The sequence below is a fragment of the Cupriavidus sp. 2KB_3 genome (assembly GCF_052115685.1).
GTDB classification, from domain to species: Bacteria; Pseudomonadota; Gammaproteobacteria; order Burkholderiales; family Burkholderiaceae; genus Cupriavidus; species Cupriavidus campinensis.
Window position 1 is genome coordinate 230,189 of sequence record NZ_JBFRHD010000006.1, and the last position, 20,186, is coordinate 250,374.

Annotated in this window: 20 protein-coding genes; 1 reads left to right on the forward strand and 19 read right to left on the reverse strand. The window is 69.1% G+C overall.

All coding sequences use genetic code 11. The features are described 5' to 3' along the window. Window positions 1-11: 11 nt before the first annotated feature. The 7 genes from AB4120_RS08580 to fliF all read right to left on the reverse strand — a co-directional run bounded on the left by AB4120_RS08580 (window position 12) and on the right by fliF (window position 8,224). A complete protein-coding gene (locus tag AB4120_RS08580; RefSeq protein ID WP_441642142.1) occupies window positions 12-1,097 on the reverse strand; it encodes an alpha/beta fold hydrolase in 1,086 nt (361 codons plus the stop codon). A 115-nt stretch (window positions 1,098-1,212) separates the two neighbouring features. Then, window positions 1,213-2,799, reverse strand: coding sequence for a flagellar hook-length control protein FliK (locus AB4120_RS08585; protein ID WP_441642143.1), 1,587 nt, complete (start codon window positions 2,797-2,799; stop codon window positions 1,213-1,215). A gap of 15 nt (window positions 2,800-2,814) precedes the next feature. Beyond that, window positions 2,815-3,267, reverse strand: a complete 453-nt coding sequence (fliJ, locus tag AB4120_RS08590; RefSeq protein ID WP_149138779.1) for a flagellar export protein FliJ — start codon at window positions 3,265-3,267, stop codon at window positions 2,815-2,817. Further along, complete coding sequence (gene fliI / locus AB4120_RS08595) at window positions 3,260-4,741, reverse strand: flagellar protein export ATPase FliI (RefSeq protein WP_262389745.1); 1,482 nt, start codon at window positions 4,739-4,741, stop codon at window positions 3,260-3,262. Before fliI ends, fliJ begins: the two co-directional genes overlap by 8 nt. Then, window positions 4,734-5,558, reverse strand: coding sequence for a flagellar assembly protein FliH (fliH, locus tag AB4120_RS08600; RefSeq protein ID WP_149138780.1), 825 nt, complete (start codon window positions 5,556-5,558; stop codon window positions 4,734-4,736). The genes fliI and fliH overlap by 8 nt, the downstream gene beginning before the upstream one ends. Next, a complete protein-coding gene (fliG, locus tag AB4120_RS08605) occupies window positions 5,545-6,558 on the reverse strand; it encodes a flagellar motor switch protein FliG (RefSeq protein WP_144202960.1) in 1,014 nt (337 codons plus the stop codon). The genes fliH and fliG overlap by 14 nt, the downstream gene beginning before the upstream one ends. Further along, window positions 6,542-8,224, reverse strand: a complete 1,683-nt coding sequence (fliF, locus tag AB4120_RS08610; protein WP_149138781.1) for a flagellar basal-body MS-ring/collar protein FliF — start codon at window positions 8,222-8,224, stop codon at window positions 6,542-6,544. The genes fliG and fliF overlap by 17 nt, the downstream gene beginning before the upstream one ends. Before the next feature lie 353 nt (window positions 8,225-8,577). On the opposite strand from fliF, the gene fliE reads away from it, so the two are divergent. Continuing rightward, a complete protein-coding gene (fliE, locus tag AB4120_RS08615; protein ID WP_149138782.1) occupies window positions 8,578-8,898 on the forward strand; it encodes a flagellar hook-basal body complex protein FliE in 321 nt (106 codons plus the stop codon). A gap of 113 nt (window positions 8,899-9,011) precedes the next feature. Here fliE and AB4120_RS08620 read toward each other — a convergent pair whose 3' ends face one another. The 12 genes from AB4120_RS08620 to fliS form a co-directional block, all read right to left on the reverse strand. Continuing rightward, window positions 9,012-9,665, reverse strand: coding sequence for a hypothetical protein (locus AB4120_RS08620; protein WP_187645218.1), 654 nt, complete (start codon window positions 9,663-9,665; stop codon window positions 9,012-9,014). Beyond that, window positions 9,656-10,465 carry an NAD-dependent epimerase/dehydratase family protein gene (locus AB4120_RS08625; RefSeq protein ID WP_441642144.1) on the reverse strand — a complete coding sequence of 270 codons (810 nt, stop codon included), beginning with the start codon at window positions 10,463-10,465 and terminating at the stop codon, window positions 9,656-9,658. Before AB4120_RS08625 ends, AB4120_RS08620 begins: the two co-directional genes overlap by 10 nt. Before the next feature lie 18 nt (window positions 10,466-10,483). Beyond that, complete coding sequence (locus AB4120_RS08630) at window positions 10,484-11,554, reverse strand: FkbM family methyltransferase (RefSeq protein ID WP_144202951.1); 1,071 nt, start codon at window positions 11,552-11,554, stop codon at window positions 10,484-10,486. A gap of 43 nt (window positions 11,555-11,597) precedes the next feature. Then, on the reverse strand, window positions 11,598-12,143 hold the full coding sequence (gene rfbC / locus AB4120_RS08635; protein ID WP_149138784.1) for a dTDP-4-dehydrorhamnose 3,5-epimerase: 546 nt from the start codon (window positions 12,141-12,143) through the stop codon (window positions 11,598-11,600). Next, window positions 12,140-13,393 carry a class I SAM-dependent methyltransferase gene (locus tag AB4120_RS08640; RefSeq protein WP_149138785.1) on the reverse strand — a complete coding sequence of 418 codons (1,254 nt, stop codon included), beginning with the start codon at window positions 13,391-13,393 and terminating at the stop codon, window positions 12,140-12,142. Before AB4120_RS08640 ends, rfbC begins: the two co-directional genes overlap by 4 nt. Further along, window positions 13,390-14,472: a CDP-glucose 4,6-dehydratase gene (gene rfbG, locus AB4120_RS08645; RefSeq protein WP_441642145.1), complete on the reverse strand. Its 1,083-nt coding sequence runs from the start codon at window positions 14,470-14,472 to the stop codon at window positions 13,390-13,392. Before rfbG ends, AB4120_RS08640 begins: the two co-directional genes overlap by 4 nt. Beyond that, window positions 14,472-15,242 carry a glucose-1-phosphate cytidylyltransferase gene (rfbF, locus tag AB4120_RS08650; RefSeq protein ID WP_144202939.1) on the reverse strand — a complete coding sequence of 257 codons (771 nt, stop codon included), beginning with the start codon at window positions 15,240-15,242 and terminating at the stop codon, window positions 14,472-14,474. The genes rfbG and rfbF overlap by 1 nt, the downstream gene beginning before the upstream one ends. Further along, a complete protein-coding gene (locus AB4120_RS08655) occupies window positions 15,239-17,485 on the reverse strand; it encodes an O-linked N-acetylglucosamine transferase, SPINDLY family protein (protein ID WP_149138787.1) in 2,247 nt (748 codons plus the stop codon). Before AB4120_RS08655 ends, rfbF begins: the two co-directional genes overlap by 4 nt. A gap of 170 nt (window positions 17,486-17,655) precedes the next feature. Then, window positions 17,656-17,943: an EscU/YscU/HrcU family type III secretion system export apparatus switch protein gene (locus tag AB4120_RS08660; RefSeq protein ID WP_149138788.1), complete on the reverse strand. Its 288-nt coding sequence runs from the start codon at window positions 17,941-17,943 to the stop codon at window positions 17,656-17,658. Beyond that, complete coding sequence (locus AB4120_RS08665) at window positions 17,940-19,316, reverse strand: flagellar hook-length control protein FliK (RefSeq protein ID WP_441642146.1); 1,377 nt, start codon at window positions 19,314-19,316, stop codon at window positions 17,940-17,942. Before AB4120_RS08665 ends, AB4120_RS08660 begins: the two co-directional genes overlap by 4 nt. Before the next feature lie 77 nt (window positions 19,317-19,393). Beyond that, window positions 19,394-19,726 (reverse strand): flagellar protein FliT, encoded by a 333-nt coding sequence (locus AB4120_RS08670; protein ID WP_149138791.1) that lies wholly within the window; start codon window positions 19,724-19,726, stop codon window positions 19,394-19,396. Window position 19,727: 1 nt separating this feature from the next. After that, entirely contained in the window at window positions 19,728-20,174 is a 447-nt protein-coding gene (gene fliS, locus AB4120_RS08675) for a flagellar export chaperone FliS (RefSeq protein WP_149138792.1), read from the reverse strand. Between the last annotated feature and the right edge of the window lie 12 nt (window positions 20,175-20,186).

Consider the following 20,186-nt stretch of genomic DNA (forward strand, 5'->3'; position numbering starts at 1 on the left):
GGGCCTGGCGCTCAACGCCCCACCGCCTTCATCCCCTCCAGCAACGCCTTATGAAACGCCGCCGGGTCCTGCATCTGGGGGGCGTGGCCGAGTTCGGGGAATTCCACCAGCGTGGTGTTCGGGATTGCGCTGGCCGTGATTTTGGCCAGTTCAGGGTAGCGGCCTAGCCGGGCCTGGACGTCTGGCGGGGCGGCGTCCTTGCCGATGGCGGTGGTGTCCTTGTCGCCGATCAGCAGGAGGGTCGGGGCCTGGATGGCGCCCATTTCGTAGACCACCGGCTGGGTGTAGATCATGTCGTACAGCAGGGCCGAATTCCACGCCACGATCTGCTTGCCCGGACCCCGGTTGAGGCCGGCCAGCATCTGCACCCAGGGTTCGTAGTCGGCACGCCACTGGCCCGCATAGTACGTGGCCTTCTCATAGTTGCGGATGCGGTCGGCGGTGGTGGCCAGCTCGCGCGTGTACCACTGGTCCACGGACAGCGGCGGCACGCCCTTGGCCTTCCAGTCCTCAAGCCCGATCGGGTTGACCAGCACAAGCTGCTGGGTCTCGCGCGGGTACATCAGCGCGTAGCGCATCGCCAGCATGCCGCCCGTGGAATGCCCCATCACCGTCACGTTGCTGACGCCGATGGATGCCAGCAGGTCGTGCGTGTTGCGGGCGAGTTGCTGGAAGGTGTACTGGTAGCGCGCCGGCTTGGTCGATTTGCAGAAGCCGATCTGGTCCGGCGCGATCACGCGGTAGCCGGCGCCGCTCAGCTGATGGATGGTTTCCTGCCAGGTGGCGGCGCAGAAGTTTTTGCCGTGGAGCAGGACCACCGCGCGGCCGTTGGGCTTCTCGGGTTTGATGTCGAGAAAGGCCATCTGCATGGCTTCGCCCTGGGAGGTGAAGCGGTAGCGCTGGACCGGGGCGGGGTAGTCGAAGCCTTCGAGTTCGGGGCCGTAGGCGGGGCCGCTGTCGGCGGGCGGTGTGGCTGATGGTGTGGCCGATGGTGTGGCCGATGGTGTGGCTAATGCCGGGTCGGCGGCATGGGCGAGCGGCGCAGAGAATGCGGCGACGGTTGCGGCGGCAAGCAGGGTCTGGCGGAGCGGGGACATGTCGGGGGCGGGGTGCGAGGAAGAGACAGGATCGTCGCACAACTGACCGCCCCGCGTGCGGGGAAGTTCCGGACGGGCACCTGCTGGCCGCAGGCGCCGTCCGATGCCCGGCGCATCAGGCGAACGTATCGACCTCGCCGCGCGCCAGCGGGCGCGGGGTGCGGGGGGCAGGCGTAGCGGCCACGGCGGGCGCCGTGTCCTTGCCGAAGCCGGTAGCCTGGCCGAATGCGCTGCCGCCGGACTGGCGTTGCGGTTGCTGCTGGCCGCCGTTGCCGGCCTGGGCGAAGCCGTCCGAGCCGACCGAGGCCTGGCCCAGCTGGATGCCTGCTTCCGCCATCGACGTGCGCAGGTGCGGCAGCGCGGCTTCCACGGCGGCGCGCACGGCCTGGTGCGGCGACACGAATTGCGCCTGCGCCTGATCGTTCACCACGTTCAGCACCACCTTCAGCGGACCGAGGTTGGGCGGGTTGAGATCGAGTTCGGCGGTCTGGTTGCCTTGCGTGGACAGGCGCACCATCTGCTGGCCGAGGGCCTGCGCCCACTGGCTGTCGCCAACGTTCGGCGCGACGGCCGGACGCGCGGCGGCTGCGGCGGCGGCCGGCGTGGCATGCACGGCCGCCTGCGCGGCGATGGCCGAGGCCAGCGTGGCGGCGCTGCTGGCGTTCGTGGCGCCGGTATCGGCCGCTTCGCCGGTACGCGCCGCAGCCGCTGCGGCGGCGAACGGGTTGGCGGCGGGAGCGTTGGCGTTCGGCGTGGCGGTGGCTTGCAGGGCCGGCTGGGCGGTCTGGCCGAGGCTCGATTGCTGGCTACCGGACTGGCCGCCGGTGTGGCCGCCCGCGTGGCTGCCCGACTGGCCGCGCGCGTCTTGCGCGCCGGCAACCGGCGCCTGCTGCGTGGCGGCGGCGATCTTGTCGGCGGTGGTCGGCGCGGTGCCCTGGAGCGCGGCGCGTTGCTGGGCGATGGTCGCCAGCGTGTCGGCGGGGCTCGGCGTGGAAGCCTTGGCGGTGGCGGTGGCGGTGGCGTCGGCGGTGGCCGTGGCCGGCAGTTGCGCGAGCGGGTCGGTCTGGGCTGGGGCGGCGGCATCGCCAGCTGCGGCGGCGGCCTGTGCGGCCTGTGCGGCGGCGGCTTGCGCGGCGGCCTGGCCGGTCAGCGTGCTCTGGCCATTGAGACCGCCCAGGCCATTCAGGCCATTCAGCCCAGCAAGGCTGTTCAGCCCGGTGGGGTCGGCAGCGGTCTTGTCGGTCGGGGCCGGTTGCTGGGGCAGCGGTTGCAGCAGCATGGCAGCGGCCAGCGCGGCGGCAGCGGCGGCGGCGTCAGACGCCACGGTGCTGTCTTCGCCGTCTGCGGCATCCTGCGCGGGGTCCGTGGCTGCATCGGCCTTGCTGCCGGCCTTCCCGTCGATCTTCCCGTCGGCCTCCTTGGCCGGGCGCGTATTGGCCTGTGCCGTCTGGGTGTCGCCCTGGTTCTGCGTCGATGCTTCGGCCGACTTGTCCTTGGCAGCCGTGTCCTTGGCGTCCGCCTTGTTGCCGGCGTTGCCGGACGGCTTGGCGGGCACGCGCACGGCCGGCTGGCCGCTGTCGCGGGCGCGCGTCAGCGCGTCCTTGAACGCATTCGCTTCGGCGCTGGCGCGGGCGTCGCCGGCCGCGCCGGAGGTCGGGGTCTTCAGGCCGGCGTTGCCGACGAGCTGGCTGATATCGATCATGTTCTTCTTGGCAGATTAGTTCTGGCCGCTCGCCGGCTGGCGGGCGATACGGGCGGCGTATTCGTCATTGGCGCGCTGTTCGCGCCGCGCGGAAACCTGCTGCTCGCGCACTTCGGCGCGGGTGATCAGCGTGTCGTACGAGTTCTGGCGGCGCTTCTGCTGCTGCCAGTTGGCGCGGCCGGCCAGCAGGTCGGCCTCGGCCTTGGCCAGCGCGCCGGTCTGCTGGCGGATGGCGTGGTCGAGCGAGTCGAGAAAGCGCGAGAAGTCCTGCCAGCGCCCCGAGGTCATGCCTTCCGCCGCGATGGCCTGCATGCGCGTGCGGTACTCGTGGCGGTATTCGGTCAGCGCCAGGAGCTGCTGCTCGGCCTGCGTGCGCAGCCCCTGCAGCCGGCCCAGCTCGCGCGCGGCCTTGTCCGTGTTGTCCTGGGCCAGATCGGCCAGCGTGTTGAGCGGGGTGTGCTTAGCCATGTTGCGTCCTCTCGAAGAGATCGTGCAGGCGGGCGATGGAAGCCTCGTAGTCCGCGCGCTCATGGATGTCCTGTTGCAGGAACGACTCCATGCGCGGGTGCAGGCGGATTGCGAGGTCCAGTTCCGGATCGTTGCCGGGCACGTAGGCGCCCACGCTGATCAGGTCACGGTTGCGCTGGTAGCGCGACATCAGTTGCTTGAAGCGCCGCACGGAGGCGAACTGCGGCGGCTCGATCAGCGCGGTCATGGCGCGGCTGATGGAGGCTTCCACGTCGATGGCCGGATAGTGGCCGCTCTCGGCCAGGCTCCGGGACAGCACGATGTGGCCGTCCAGAATCGCGCGGGCGGAATCGGCGATGGGGTCCTGCTGGTCGTCGCCCTCGGTCAGCACGGTGTAGAAGGCGGTGATGGAGCCGCCGCCCTCGGGGCCGTTGCCGGTGCGCTCCACCAGCGTGGGCAGCTTGGCGAACACCGAAGGCGGGTAGCCCTTGGTGGCCGGCGGCTCGCCGATGGCCAGGGCGATCTCGCGCTGGGCCATCGCGTAGCGGGTGAGCGAGTCCATGATCAGCAGCACGTGCTGGCCCTGGTCGCGGAAGTATTCGGCCAGGCGGGTGGCGTAGGCGGCACCCTGCATGCGCAGCAGCGGCGAGGTATCGGCCGGCGCGGCCACCACCACCGAGCGCTTGCGGCCTTCTTCGCCCAGGATGTTCTCGATGAAGTCCTTCACTTCGCGGCCGCGTTCCCCGATCAGGCCCACCACGATCACGTCAGCGCTGGTGTAGCGGGCCATCATGCCCAGCAGCACGGACTTGCCCACGCCGGAACCGGCGAACAGGCCCATGCGCTGGCCCCGGCCCACGGTCAGCATGCCGTTGATGGCGCGCACGCCCGTGTCCAGCACGGTGTCGATCGGAGCGCGCATCAGCGGGTTGATCTGCTGGCCGGCCAGCGGCACTTCGGTGGCGGCGCTGATCGGGCCGAGCCCGTCGAGCGGCCGGCCGGCGGCGTCGAGCACGCGGCCCAGCAGGCCGTGGCCCACCGGCAGGCGCTTCGAGCCGGGTTCGCGCGGGGAAGCCATGCCGGACGGCTGCGGCGACGGTTCGAGCGGATAGACACGGGCGCCCGGCACCAGGCCGGCGACGTCCGATTGCGGCATCAGGTAGAGGCGGTCGGCGCCAAAGCCGACCACTTCGGCCTCGGCCGTGCGCGGGCCGCCATGGGCGTGCTGCGTGCCCGGCAGTTCGATCAGGCAGTCGCTGCCCACCGGCATGCGCAGGCCCACGGCTTCTAATACGAGCCCGGCGGCGCGCGTCAGGCGGCCACAGGCGCGCTTGCTATCGACCTCGGCAATGCCTGCCGAGGCGCTGGTCAGCGCGTCGCGCCAGCGCGCGGTGTGCAGCGCGGCGGTAGCGACCTCAGCGGCTGCCGACGGGGGCAGCGGCTGGGCCGGCGCGGCGGGCTGGGCGTCATGCATGCGGGGGCTCCCACGGGTCGTTGCGGCCCAGGGCCTTGATCACACGGCTCCAGCGGGTGGCCAGGCTGGCGTCGAGTTCGCCGCTCGCGGCGCTGGCGATGCAGCCGCCGCGCGCTACGGTGGCGTCGGCGCGCACGGTCCAGCCGGCGCCTTCCAGTTCGCCGGCGAGGTGGGTTTCCACCAGCGTCACGTCTTCGGGGTTCAGCAGCAGGCAGGGCGAGCCGGAGAGCGGCGGCTCGGCCGCCAGCAGCTCGCGCGCGGCGGGCAGCAGCGCGGCGGGATCGGTCTCCATGGTCTTGCGGACCAGCTGGCGCGCCACATCGAGCGCCAGTCCGACCAGTGCGTCGGCAATCTCGGTATCCACGCGGCCCAGCGCGTCGCGGAAGTTGCCAGCCAGCTCCTGCAGCCGGGCCGCTTCATTGCGGGCCGATTCCAGGCCGCGCGCATAGCCTTCGCGGTGGCCGTCGCCATAACCCTGGGTCTGGCCCTGGGTGTAGCCCTGGGCATAGCCTTCCTTGCGCGCGCCTTCGCGCATCGCATGCAGGGCTTCGAAGTCGATGGACGGCGGGGGCGGCGGCTCGGCGGGCAGCTGGACGGACTCGAGCGCCTTCTTCAGCGCGTCGCGCGGGTCCAGCGACACCATCTGCCAGCGCTGCCAGGCGTCTCCGCGTGAGCGGACGCGCACCGGGCTGGGCGGCTCGAACGCGCTGAAATTGTCGAACGGGTCGCTGGCACCGGCGCCACTGCCGATGCTGGTGCCGGTGTCGCCGCGGGCGGGCCCGCGGCTGGCGGCAAAGCCGCGCTCAAACGTAGGCATCGTCTCCTCCGCCAATCTGGATTTCGCCCGATTCCGCCAGGCGCCTCACCACCTGCAGGATGGCCTTCTGCTCGGCCTCCACCTGCGACACACGCACCGGTCCCAGCGCTTCCAGGTCTTCGCGCAGCATCTCGCCCGCACGGGTGGACATGTTGCGGATGAACTTGTCGCGCAGTTCCTGCTGGGCGCCCTTGAGCGCCACGATGAGCGATTCGGTAGCCACTTCCTTGAGCACGCGCTGGATGCCGCGGTCGTCCACTTCCAGCAGGTTCTCGAACAGGAACATCTCGTCGATGATCTTCTGGGCCAGGTCGCTGTCGTGCGTGCGCACGCCATCGATGACCGCTTCCTCGTGGGCCGTGCTCATCAGGTTGATGATCTCGGCCGCCGTGCGCACGCCGCCCATGCGGCTGCGCTTCAGGCTCTGGCCGGCCAGCAGCTTGGTCAGCACGTCGGTCAGCTCCTGCAGCGCGCCCGGCTGTACGCCGCCGAAGGTGGCAATACGCAGGATCACGTCGTTGCGCAGGCGGTCCGTGAAGAAGCCCAGCACTTCGGACGACTTCTGGCGGTCCAGGTGGATCAGGATGGTGGCGATGATCTGCGGGTGCTCGTCCTTGATCAGCTCGGCCACCGAGGTGGCGTCCATCCAGTTCAGGGAGTCGATGCCGCCGCCCGGATCGCGCGATTCCAGGATGTCCTCGATCACGGACAGCGCGCGTTCCTCGCCCAGCGCCTTGTTCAGCACGCTCTTGATGAACGAGCTGGAGTCCACGTTCAGTGCCAGGTACTGCTCGGTCTCGCCGCGGAACTCGGCCAGCACCTCGGCCATTTCCTCGCGCGTTACCGACGACAGGCTGGCCATCGCCGAGCCCAGCCCCTGCACTTCACGGGGCGACAGGTGCTTGAACACCTCGGCGGCAGCGTCCTCGCCAATCGCCATCATCAGGATGGCGCTCTTCTGCAGGCCCTTTTCGGGCATTCCCTTACTGGCGTTCGTCATGGGCCATCCAATTCTTGATTACGCTGGCGACCAGGCGCGGGTCGCGTTGCGCGGCGTCGCGCACCAGGGCGAGATCGCTTTCGTACTTCGCGGCCAGGCGCAGGACTTCCGGATTCTGGGCTTCTTCCGGCGGCAGGAGCACGGCCTCGGCGGCTTCCGTCGTCTCGGAGGGCGCGGGCAGCGGCGGGGCGGTGTACTTGCGCAGCACCGGACGCGCCACCTTGAACCACAGGAACATTGCCAGGATGGCCAGCAGCAGGTAGCCGACGCCGGTTTTGGCCAGGTCGATCATCTGCGGTTGCTTCCACAGCGGCAGCTCGGGTTCCTTCTCCGCGTTGTCGGTGAACGGGCTGTTGACCACGTTCAACGAGTCGCCACGGTCGGCCGAGTAGCCCATTGCTTCCTTGGTCAGGTTCTCGATCTGGGCCAGTTCCTTGGCGGAGAGCGCCTCGGTCACCGGCTTGCCCTTGGCATCGAGCTTCTGGCGGTAGTTCACGACCACGGCCACCGACAGGCGCTTCACGCCGCCCGGAGCCTGCTGCACGTGGCGCACCACGCGGTCCACCTCGTAGTTGGTGGTGGCGTCGCGGCGGCTGGTGCTCGGGCCGGTCTTCTCGGCGGTCTGCGTGGTCTGGTTCGCGTTGGCCTGGGCCGGCGGATTAGGCTGGCCCGGCTGGCGCGGCGGCTGCGGCGTGGTCACCGGCGCCACGGCGGCGGCCGGCGGCTGGTTCGACAGCGCGCCCGGCACGCCGCCCACGGGGGAGGCACCCTGCGTGCTCGACTCGCTGGTCTGCTGGCTGCGGATGACCGCCTTGGTCGGGTCCTGGTTCGGCTTGTAGCTTTCGTCGGTGTGCTCGACGGACGAGAAGTCCACGTCGGCGGTGACCTGGGCGTGGACGTTGTCCTTGCCGAGGATCGGCGCGAGGATGGCTTCCACGCGCTTCACGTAGTTCTGTTCCACCTGCTGCACGAACTTGAGCTGGCTGGCGTCCAGCGAGCGGTCGTTGGTGCCGGAGAGCAGGTTGCCGTGCTGGTCGACGATGGAGATCGACTTCGGCGTGAGTTCGGGCACGCTGGACGAGACCAGGTGGCTGATGGCGGCGACCTGGCCTTCATCGACGGCGCGGCCCGGGTAGAGCTGCAGCACGATCGACGCGGTGGGCTTCTGGCGCTCGCGCACGAACAGGGTGGGCTTGGGGATGGCCAGGTGCACGCGGGCCGACTGCACGGCGCCGATCGACTCGATCGAGCGGGCGAGTTCGCCTTCCAGGCCGCGCTGGTAGTTGACCTGCTCGGCAAACTGGCTGATGCCGAACTTCTGGTTGTCCATCAGCTCCATGCCGGTGTTGCCGCTCTTCGGCAGGCCCTGGCTGGCGAGCTTGAGGCGCATTTCGTGCACCTTGTCAGCCGGCACCATCAGCGCGCCGCCGCCTTCGGCGAACTTGTACGGCACGTTCATCTGCTGGAGGGAGGCCACCACGGCGCCGCCGTCGCGCTCGGACAGGTTGCTGTACAGCACCTTGTAGTCCGGCGTGCGTGACCACATCACGCCTACGGCGATGGCCGCGACCAGTGCCGCCCCGCCCAGCATCAGGGGCAGGCGCGGATTGGCCTTGAGCTTGTCGACCAGTGCCGCACCGTTCGGCAGGGTAGCTGCCGCGTTCATGCGCGCGACTCCGGCGCGGCAGGGTTAGTCCTGCCCTTGCCACTTTCGCCTTGGCTGCCGTTAATCATTTCGGCTTGGCTCACATTACGCTGCTGAAAAAACACGCGCACTCCCCGCTGGTTGATAACAGGCCGGGGCGGTGCGTCGATACGCTTGGATCCGCCAGATCCGGCACGGTAGCGATGATCGGCCAGAAGGCTGATGGACAATTGGCTGAATAGGCGAGGTTTTCCCGCCGAATTCATCCTTTGGGCTGGTGGCGCGGGTGGGTACAGTGCGAGCACTGAAAACGGACTGCGTGTGATGTATCAGGCGCGTGGTTCGGGAAACCCTCTCACAGAACCGGACGCGTCATGACGATTTCCTCGATTGAAGGCATGCTCCAGCAACTGCGCGGCCTGGCGCAGGTGGCTGGCGGCGGCAGCACCAACCAGGCCCCGGCGGCTTCCACCGAAGGCTTCGCGGGCGAGCTGCAGCGCTCCCTGCAACGCCTGAACGCCGTGCAGGACCGCGCCTACGGCCAGGCCGAAGCCTTCGAACTCGGCAAGCCCGGCGTGGCCCTGAACGACGTGATGATCGACATGCAGAAAGCCAACGTGTCGTTCCAGACGGCCGTCCAGGTGCGTAACCGCCTGGCCGCGGCGTACCAGGAAATGATGAATATGCCGGTTTGACGACGGCTTTCCGGCCCGCGTAGCGGTTGGCGCGTGGGTTGGGAACGACAAAAAGGCCACGTCGCGCTCCCGCGACATGGCCTTTTTGTCGTCTTTCGTCGTCTGTTATCCCGTCACACCCTGAAATACTCCGCCGCCGCCCGTTCGTAGGCCGGCTTGCAGATCAGGTCACCCGCTTCGCCAGCGTAGACCAGGCAGTCGCCCGGGGTTTCGCGGTTGAGCACGCTGACGCCCTGGGAGATCACCGAGCCGTTGCGGACGTGGCTGCGGCCGATGATGGCGGTGTTGGGGTACATGACCACGCCGTCGCCGATGACCGGGGCCACGCCGTGGTTCTTGCCCACGGTGGAGTTCTGGTACAGCACGAGGTAGTTGCCGTAGGTGGCCTTCGCCAGGACGATGCCGACAGAGTGGCCGATGAAGAACACCTCGGGCATCTCGATCTCGTAGAACAGGTCGATCGCGTTGAGCGCCTTGTTAAGCAGGAACAGCTTGGTGCAGGCCTCGCCGTTGCGCTCGTTGCGCCAGATCGTGTTCGACAGGTAATACAGGTACTGGCAGTACTGCGACGAGTGCAGGTAGTTGAACTGGCCGGGGCGCCACATGCGCACGGCGTCGATGCAGCGGCCCACGCGGGCCAGTGCCTCGTCCATGTGGCGGGACACCACGGGCAGCAGCGCTGCGTGGCGGCCGTCCGGCACCAGGTTGGCCACCTGGGCGCAGGTGTAGGCGGCCAGCGACTCGCGGGTATGGCCGATCAGTTCCATGGCTTGATCCCTTCCAGATGGCTGGCCACCACGTCGCGGACATCGCGCGGGGCCACGCCGAGGCCGCGCAGTGCCGCCGTGCTGCACACGGCAGCCCGTTGCACGGGCGAGGCGCGGGTCAGCGCGATATCCCAGCCGAGCCGGTTGAAGACCTCGGCCAGCTCGCCATTGGACACATTGGCGCCGCTGGCCACGTTGAAGATGCCGCTGGCGCCGCCCGTGGACATCGCGGTCAGCGCGCCGACCACGTCGTCCAGGTGGATGTAGTCGCGCACGAAGCCTGCGTCGCTGTCGAGCGTGAAGGCGCGCTCGGTGGCCGCGCGGATCAGCCATTCGGACAGGAAGCCGGGCGAATCGGCCGACCAGTCGAACACGCACGAGAGCCGCGCCACGGCGGCGCGGCCGGCGGCCACGGTCAGGCAGAGGTTCTCGCCCAGCCCCTTCGACAGGTCGTACAGCGCGCGCGGGCTGGCGGGTTGCAGCGTCAGCGCGGCGGCCTCGTCGCCCACGGGGAGCTGCGAGGTGTCGTACAGCCGCGTGGAGGACAGGTAGACCAGATGCGCGAAGCGGTTTGCGCGCAGCACGTCGGCCAGCAGCGAGACGTGCGCCGTGACGGTGTCGAACGGGCGCGCCGCGAAGTCGGCGGTCAGGCCGGCGCAGTAATACACATGGCCCAGGTCCCGGGTGAAGAGCGCGCGGTCGCCGCGCGCGGGCACCCAGACCTCATGGCCGGCACGCCGCAGCGTGTCCGCCAGGCGGCGGCCGACAAAGCCGGCCCCGCCAATCACCGTACAGCGCATCACTTTCCTCGGGGGCGATCAGTTGACGGGATGGTGGAGCGCCGGGTCACGGTGCCACAGCAGCTTGGGGCTCACGCCCGGCACCACCGCGAAATCCTTGCCCGCCAGCAGCGCCGGGTCCTTGACGGCCACCATGTTGAAGCCGTGCGCCGGGCCTTCCAGGTAGACCTGGTCCACCGGCACCAGCTCCACGGGGCGGCCTTCCATGTTCACGTTCGAGTTGAAGTCGCGCACGGCGTAGACGTGGTAGCCGAAGCCGGTGAGCATGCGGATGATCTCGGCGTTCTGCAGGCCGGCGCTCCAGTCCACGTAGTGGCGGTGCACCTCGAACACGAGGTTCGGCGCTTCGCCGGCCGGGCGGGCCAGCTGCTTCGCCGCGCCCTTGAACACGTTCAGTTCGGCGCCTTCGATGTCGAGCATGATCAGGCCGAGCTTGTCCACGTTCTGCTGGGCGCAGTATTCGTCGATGGTGATGGTCGAGAAGCTGTCGTCACCGGCGGGGCCGTCGCTGTGCTCGGCGTGGGCGAACGAGTCGTGGCCCACCAGGCGCAGTTGCGTGGTGCTGTCCGACCACAGGCCCAGGCGCCAGCTGCGGATGTTCTCCACGCCGTTCAGCGTGGCGTTGTTGCGCAGCATGCCGAGCTGGTCGGCATTCGGCTCGAACGCGTGGCAGGTGCCGCCCGCCTGCGCCAGGCGCCGCGCCATCAGGATCACCTGGTCGCCGAAGTAGGCGCCGCCCACCACGGCATGGCCGCCGCGCTCGCACAGCTTCAGCAGCAGCTTGGTGGTCTGCGGCTCCCACACGTGGTCCGGTTGCGGCGGCGTGCTCATCAGGAAGTCGCGCGCGATCTTGGTGCGGTACAGGAATTCGAACACCGTGCCGTCGGCCAGCGTCTTGCGCAGGCGCGACTGCTCGTTGTACATGGCGTCGACGATCGGGCCGGTAATGTCGTCACGCACGCTGCCTTCGTAGGCGTCCAGGTCTTGCTCGATGCTCTTGCACAGGGCAATGACCTTGTCGCGGGCGGCGGCGCTGCCGCCCACCGTGCGCAGGGCGTCGGACAGCTTTTGCAGATGTTCAGTCGTCATGGGTGGCTCCGCTTGGATTGTCAGGTTCGAATAAAAGGGGTTGTCAATGCTCGCCAAGCCCGGCGAGCAGGGGAAGCGCCAGGTCCTTCGCAGAGACCATGCGGTCCGCGCAGTCTGGCCAGTCAATGCCGATGGCGGGGTCGTCCCAGCGCACGCCGGCACTGCTGCCGGGCGCGAACGGCACCGTCATCTGGTAGAACACCTCGGAGAGCGCCGTGCGGGTCTGGAACCCATGCGCGACGCCCTTCGGGATATAGATCGCCCGCTGGTTGTCCGCCGACAGCTCCACCGCCTGCCATTGCAGGTAGGTGGCGGACGCGCGGCGCAGGTCGAGGATTACGTCGTACACCGCCCCGGTGGTCACGCGCACGAGCTTGTCCTCGGCATGCGCCCCGGTCTGGAAGTGCATGCCGCGCAGGATGCCGGCGCGCGTGTTGCGCGAGACGCTCTGCTGCACGAAGCGCGCGTCGAGGCCATGCTCGGCGAACGCCGCCACGCAGACCGTGCGCGCGAAGAAGCCTCGCGCGTCGGGCAGCGGCTCGGGGTCCACCAGCCAGGCGCCGGCGATGCGGGTCGGGGTGAAGATCACGGCAGGACCACGGTATCGGGAATGGGCACCACGAAGCGGCCGCCCCAGGCGCGGATGCCGGCCATCTGCTCGACCACCTCGTCCTTGATGTTCCACGGCAGGATCACCAGGTAGTCAGGCCGGCTGGCGTAGATGGAATCGGGCGAGCACACCGGAATGCGCGTGCCGGGCAGCAGCTTGTTCTGCTTGGCCGGATTGCGGTCCACCACGTACTCGATCAGGTCGGCGTCGATGCCGCAGTAGTTCAGCAGCGTGTTGCCCTTGGCGGCGGCGCCGTAGGCAGCCACGCGCTTGCCGGCGCGGCGCGCCTCGATCAGGAAAGCCAGCAGGTCGCGCTTGGCCTGGCGCACGCGCTCGGCAAAGCGGGCGTAGCGGTCCGGCGAGGTCAGGCCGCCGGCGACTTCCTCATCCAGGCAGGCTTGCACGGCCGGCGTGGTGGCGCGGCGCGAGGCCTGGTGGCAGGCAAACAGCCGCAGGCTGCCGCCGTGCGTGGGCAGGTGCTCGATATCGAACACGCGCAGCCCGGCGCGGGCGAGGATCGGCACCAGCGCCGTCAGCGACAGGTAGGAGTAGTGCTCGTGGTACAGCGTGTCGAACTGGTTCTGCTCCAGCAGGCGCAGCAGGTGCGGGAACTCCAGCGTGATCACGCCTTCGGGCTTCAGCACGATCGGCATGCCGCCCACGAAGTCGTTGATGTCCGGCACGTGGGCCAGCACGTTGTTGCCGAGCAGCAGGTCCACCTGCCAGCCTTCCACGCGCAGGGCGCGTGCGGTGCGCTCGCCGAAGAACAGCTCGCGGCTGTCGATGCCCTTGGCGCGGGCCGCCTCGCCGGTATTGGCGGAGGGCTCGATGCCCAGGCACGGCACGCCGTTCTGGTGGAAGTACTGGAGCAGGTAGCCGTCGTTGCTGGCGATCTCCATCACGCTGCTCGCCGGGGTCAGGTCGAAGCGCTCGGTCATCGCCGTCACGTAGCGGCGGGCGTGTTCGAGCCACGAGGTGGAGAACGACGAGAAGTAGACGTAGTCGTCGTGGAAATGGGTCTCCGCCGGCGTGGCGTCGCGCAGCTGCACGAGCCAGCACTTGTGGCACACCATGGCGTGCAGCGGGTAGAACATCTCGCCCTGTGCGATGTGCTCCGGCCGGATGAAGGCATTGGAGACCGGCGACAGGCCGAGGTCCACGACGGTTTGCGTCAGCGGCGCGCCGCAGGCGCGGCAGCAGGGGGTAGGAGCGGTGGCAGCAGTGGTCATGCGCAGAATTGCTCGATCTGTTGTTCGGTGATGGCGCGGGCCTGGCCCGGCTCGTGCTGGACCGTGCGATACCAGCGCGCGGTGGCGGCCAGCGCCTCGTCCAGCGTCCAGCGCGATTGCCAGCCCAGCAGCGTGTGCGCCTGAGAGGAATCGAGGTACAGGTTGCGGGCCTCGTGCGGCGCGGCGCCCGGCGGCGGGCAATGCGCCCACTGGAGTTCCGGCCAGTGTGGCTGCAATCCGCCCAGCACGCGCGCGACCGGCAGGTTGTCGCGCGCTTCCGGGCCGAAGTTGAACGCGGTGGCCAGCGCGGCGTCGCCGGCCAGCAGCCGGGCGCCCAGCAACAGGTAGCCGTGCAGGGCTTCCAGCACGTGCTGCCACGGCCGCGTGGCCTGCGGGCTGCGGATCTCAAGGACGGCGCCACGGGCGGCAGCGCGGGCGGCATCGGGAATCAGGCGGTCCTCGGACCAGTCGCCGCCGCCGATCACGTTGCCGGCGCGGGCGGTGGCCAGCTGCACGCCACGCTCGGCCAGGAACGACTTGCGATAGCTGGCGGCCACGAGCTCGGTGCCGGCCTTGCTCGCGCTATAGGGGTCATGGCCGCCGAGCGGATCGGTCTCGCGATAGCCCCAGAGCCATTCCTTGTTGTCGTAGCACTTGTCGGTGGTGACCACGATGACCGCGCGCACGGACGGGCAGGTGCGCACGGCGTCGAGCAGGTTGACGGTGCCCATGACGTTGGTGGACCACGTCTCGGCCGGGTCGCGGTAGCTCGCGCGCACCAGCGGCTGGGCCGCCAGGTGCAGCACGATCTCCGGTTCCGCCGCGTGCAGCGCGCGCGTGAGTGCGGCGGCGTCGCGGACATCGCCCACCGTATGCTGCGCGAGCGCCGGCGCCACGCGCGCGGCCTCGAACAGGCTCGGCGTGGTGTTGGGGGCCAGGGCGTAGCCGCTGACGCGCGCGTCCAGGCGCGCGAGCAGCAGCGCCAGCCAGGCGCCCTTGAAGCCGGTGTGTCCGGTGACGAAGACGCGCCGGCCTGCGAACGCGGAGAGCGCCGCCGACGGGGAGGCAGTCGACACCATTACCAGGTCTTCCAGGGCGCCTTGCCGGATTGCCAAAGGTCTTCCAGCAGGTTCTTCTCGCGCAGCGTGTCCATCGGCTGCCAGAAGCCGGTATGTTCGTACGCGGCCATCTGGCCGGAGCGCGCGAGCTGGCGCATGGGGGCTTCTTCCCAGCTCGTGGCGTCGTCCGGCACCAGGTCGATGACTTCCGGCTGCAGGATGAAGAAGCCGCCGTTGATCCACGCGCCATCGCCGCGCGGCTTCTCGGTGAAGCCGCACACCTTGTCGTTGTCGCGTTCGAGCGCGCCGTAGCGGCCCGGCGGCTGCACGGCAGCCACGGTGGCGCGGCGGCCGTGCTCGCGGTGGAAGGCGATCTCGGCGGTAATGTCGATGTCGGACACGCCGTCGCCATAGGTGAAGCAGAACGGCTCGCCCGGCGTCAGGTATTCGCGCACGCGGCGCAGGCGGCCGCCGGTCATCGAGTCCTCGCCGGTATCCACCAGCGTCACGCTCCACGGCTCGGCCTTGCGGTGGTGCACGGCCATGCGGTTCTCGCGCATGTCGAACGTGACGTCGGACATGTGCAGGAAGTAGTTGGCGAAGTACTCCTTGATGACGTAGCCCTTGTAGCCCAGGCAGATCACGAACTCGTTCACGCCGTGCGCCGAGTACATCTTCATGATGTGCCAGAGGATGGGCTTGCCGCCGATCTCGATCATCGGCTTCGGCCGCAGGTGCGATTCCTCGGAGATGCGGGTGCCCAGGCCCCCGGCCAGGATGACGGCCTTCATGCTGCCACCTCCTCGGCGGCGGCCTCGGGCGCCGCCTGCGTGGCGACCTCGATACCGATCACTTCGAACACGGTGGGCGGCGGCGAGGCTTCCAGCACTTCCAGCGCCAGGCCGAACTGCTCGTCCAGTAGCTGGGCGAGCGCGGACTTGTCCAGTTCGAGCTCGTCGAGCCAGAGCGCCAGCTTGCGGTACAGCGGCAGCGCGTACGGGCGCATGCCGATGGCTTCCACCAGCAGGTCGATGGCCGCGTCGGCCTCGCCGTTGTGGTACTTGAATTCGGCCAGGCCGTAGGCCACCACCCAGTTGCGGTACCAGGTGGAGGTCAGGTTCTCGAGCACGTTGAGCAGCGGCACCCATTCCTTCAGGTGGATGTGAGCGGCCACCGACATCACCAGGTCCTCGGCGGGATACCACGCGCCAGCGAAGAACAGGCCGGAGCGGCGCGGTTCGGTGCGGGCGGGAATCGGCTTGGTCTCGCTGCAGATCTCGGTCAGCTGGTCCTCGAACCAGGTGGCGAAGCGCTGCGCGTCGAACATCTCGCTCTGCTCCGCACGCGGACGGATCGACATGCGGATCTCGTTGAGCTGCTGCACGTCCTCGGCCAGCGCGCAGGCGACGTCGACGTAGCGCTCCTCGGTGTCGCAGATCAGGTCGTCCAGGCCGGCAGCGTGCAGGAACGGGGCCGACACGCGCTGGTGGAAGGTGTTGCCGGAGAAGGTGACCACGGGCACGCCCATCCAGATGGCGTCGCAGGTGGTGGTGCCGCCAGTGACGGGCGCGGTGTCCAGCGCGATGTCGATGCGGTTGTAGGTCACGTACTGCGCTGCGCCGTCACGGTTGATCAGCTCCACGCGGCTGGTGTCGATGCCATGGGCCGCCATGCGCTCGTAGAGCATCTCGCGCACGTTGTCGCGGTCGCAGCCGGTGGCTTCTACGAGCATACGGGCGTTCGGGCAGCGTGCCAGCACGGCGCTCCACAGGCGCATGGTCTTGGGGCCCAGCTTGGCGATGGTGTTGCAGGAGCCGAAGGTGATGTAGCCGTTGTTCAGCGCCGGGGTCGGCTGCACGCGGAATTGCGGGTCGTAGATCTTCAGCGGGTTGGTGACGATCGGGTGGTAGGCGCTGAACACGGGCGCACGGAGCAGCTTCTCCGTGTAGTTGTGGTCGAAGCCCTCCGGATCGGCGGTCCAGTCGGTCACGCGGTACTCGATCTGCTCCATGCCAGTGGTGCCGGGGTAGCCCAGCCACGTCAGCTGCTTCGGGGCCAGGCGATGCACCATGTAGGTCAGGGGCGAGGCGCCCGTGTAGCCGCCCAGGTCGACCATCACGTCGCAGCGCTGCGCGCGCACGGCCTTGACCACGTCGGCCTCGGACATCTTGTAGAGGTCGTGGAAGCCTTCCGCGTAGACGCGGATCTTCTTGGTGATGTTGTCGTTGACGTTCGACAGCGAGAACAGGTGCACCTCGAAGCGCGTGCGGTCCAGGTTGGCGATCAGCGGGATCAGGAAGTAGGCGCAGGCGTGGCGGCGCAAGTCGTTCGACAGGATGCCGATGCGGATCCGCTCGCCTTCGCTGGCGCGCAGCGCCGGGGCTTCCACGGGCGTGCGCGCCAGCGTGCGGGCCCAGTCGGTGGCCTCGCGGCGCAGTTCCTCGGCGCCGATGGTTTCGTCGTAGAGCAGCGAGAACAGCAGGTTGGAGCGGTTCACGCGCTGCAGCGGGTCCAGCGCGCAGGCGCGGCGGAACACGGGAATGGCTTCGATGGTGCTGCCCGATTCGCGCAGCGCGGAGGCGTAGTTGCCCACCGCCACCGGGTCATTCGGCAGCAGCGCGGCGGCCTTCTCGCCGGCCAGGCGGGCTTCGAAATAGTCGCCGGTATAGAACATGGCCGTGCCGAGCACCTGCCACAGGTGGGCGGAGCCGGGCTGGAGTTCCAGGCTGCGCTGGAGCAGCGGAATGCCGGCCGTGTAGTTCTCCAGGGCCACCTCGAGCGCGCCGACCAGGCCCAGGAAGCCCGGATGGTTCGGGAAGCGCTTCATGCCGACTTCCGCCAGGCGCTTGGCTTCCTCGCTATGGTTCATGCCCGACAGGCACAGCGATTCGATGTAATACGGTTCGGGGAGCGTGCCGGCAATGCGCTTGGCAGCGCGGGCGAGCTTCAGCGCGTCCGCATACTTGCTGGCGTTGTAGGCAGTCCAGGCCTGCTGGATCGTCCGCTGCGCGGGACTCGAAACGTTCTTGGTCATGGCGTTGTGCTTTGCATAGGCGCGGGGTCAGCCCGGACAGCAGACGGGCTGATCGATGCATGCACAGTAACAAGGGACGTTCCGCGTCATCGGCCGGAACACGGGCCGAAATTGGCGCTATTTCAGCGTGGGTGCCGTTCTCGGCGCTCGGCGGCCGAGGTGGGATGCGGTCAGGTGAGGGCCGGCACGCCGTCCGGCTGTTCCATCCGGTGCAGCCAGACCAGCAGCTCGGCCACGGCCACATAGAGCTGCGGCGGGATCTGGGTGTCGAGATCCACCTGCATCAGCAGGTTGACCAGCGCCGGGGAGCCGTGCACGTAGACGCCGGCCTCCCGGGCGCGGGCGATGATGGCTTCGGCGGACAGGCCGTAGCCCTTGGCCACCACGCGCGGCGCCTTGTCGGCGGACTGGTAGGAGAGCGCGACGGCGGCGTCGCGGTGCGGATCGTTCGCGCTCATGGCTGGGTTCCTGCCGTGTCGGCGGTCAGGCGTGCTTCCACCTCGGTGGCCGCGCTGACGTTGAGGTTCAGCAGGGAGATGCCGTGGGCTTCCAGCTGGCCGCGGAAGTCAGCGCCTGCTTCGGCCAGACGGCCAGCGGTGGCGCGGTCGTCGGCCACCAGCCGGGCTTCCAGCCCGTGCGCGCCGAGGGTCAGCACGGCATCGACATGCCCGAGCCGGGGCAGGTTCAGGCGCAGCCGGGTGCTCCAGGTCGCGGCATCGGCCGATGTGGGCGAGTGCTCACCTTGCTGCTCGCGCGTGATTTCCCAATCCACAGGCATGCCAGGCCAGGCTTCCACGGTCCAGCGGAACTGCTGCGTGGCGAGCAACTCCAGCTGCTGGCGCACCACGCCTTCGCTGGCCGGGTGGACCGGCGGGCCGACGTCGGCCTGCTGCGGGGCGGCGGGCTGGTCGGGCGCATTCCAGCTGGCGATGATCGCCGCGCGCTGGGCCTGGGCGATATGGTGACCTTCATGCGAGACCTCGGCCGTAATCTGGTACGCATGCGCCGCCGCATTGGCGTGCGCGGCGCGGCGCTGCTCGGCGGCCGGCGTCGATGGCGTGGCCTGGCCGGGCGCGGCGCTGGCGGGCTGGCCAGGCTGGCTAGCCTGGGTCCCGGCGTCGGCGCCATGGCCGCGCGCGGGCTGCGCCGGCACGCCGGTGGTCAGCGGAAAAATAGTCGGGCGCGTCAGTTCCGCCAGGATTGCGGCGCTGGGCGTCGGCGCGGGCGCGGCGGGCGGTCCGCCATAGGGCAGCAGCGCCACCGGCGCACCGGCGCCGGGCGCGGGTTGCTGCGGCGACGTCGCCGCTGGCGGGGCGGTCTGGGCCGGCGAGTTGGGCGCGGGGGGCTGGCGCAGGCCGGCCTGCGGTTCCTGGAGCAGGGCGGACAGCGGGCGCTGGCCCACCACCCATTGCGCCACATGCGATTCGTAAAACAAGCCGCTCTGGTCGACCAGCGTGGCGAGTGCTGCGGACAGCGTGGCCGCCGACGCGTTGCCTGCACCGGGCGCGGTGGACAGCAGCGGGGCCCGCGTCTGTAGCGGCTGTGCATCGCCCGATTCGAACAGATCGAGAATGGCGCGCGCGGCGAAGCTCAGGGTCTCGCGCGTGGAACTGGTCAGCGCGTTGCCGCGCGCATCCATGGCGCCGGGGCCGACCGCGTTGGGCTGGCGGGCCTGGACGGTCTCGCCCGTGGACGACTGCACGTCGCCCTGGGAGACGTCCTGCACCGGCATCAGGGCCGCGAGTTTGTCGATAGCCAGCGCCGGGCGCGAGAGTTGCGTGTCCGGTGCGGCGTGGGGCACCAGGGCCGCCGGGATTTGGATGCCAGTCATGGGCGCGTGTCAGCGGATGGCGATGGACGTGATACGCGTCGGTCGATCCCTTCCGCAAGCACGGAAGGGGCGTGGATTCAGGCGGTGGCGCCGTAGGTGGCGGACAGTTCGAGCTTGCGGCGCGAGCTGTTCAGCAGTTCGCCCAGCTGGGCCAGGCGCGGCATGGTCAGGTCGCGAATCCGGGCATCGTACGCCAGGATGCGCTCCAGCAACTGGAAGCGGCGCAGGCGTTCGTTGTCGGTGAAGGGCTTGCTGTGGTCGAGCAGGCGCAGGCGATCCACTTCGGCCATGTAGACCTGCTGGAGATCGTTGAGCGCATCCCAGTTGGACGCGCGCGCGGCTTCGAGCATCTGCTCCGAGAGCACCAGCAGCTCTTCGTAGCTTCTGACGATGGGGGACATATGGAACATCTCAGGATTCCTGCAGGGCGGGCTGGACGACGGGCGTCAGGGCCTGCTCGGTGTCGGTGGGGGCTGCCGGGTCGATGGCGGTCCAGGCCGAGGCAAGATTCTCGAGCAGGGCATCCACTTCCGACAGCAGGGTGGCATCGCCGCGCAGGTTGGCCAGCATCAGGCGACGGGTCATGTATTCATACAGCGATTCGAGGTTGGCGGAGATCTCCCCGCCGGCCTCGTGGTCCAGCACTGCGCGCAGCCCGTTGTCGATGATGTTGATCGCCTTGGAGATGGCATTGCCGCGCGCCTCCAGCTCGCCATTGTCCAGGTGGAACCTGGCACGGGCGATGGCCGAGCGGGCCCCGTCGTACAGCATCACAATCAGCTTGTGCGGGCTGGCGCTCATGACCCCGGTCTGTACACCGACCTGGGCATAGGCGTTGATGGCTTGGCGCGCGAACATGTTGCCTCCGTT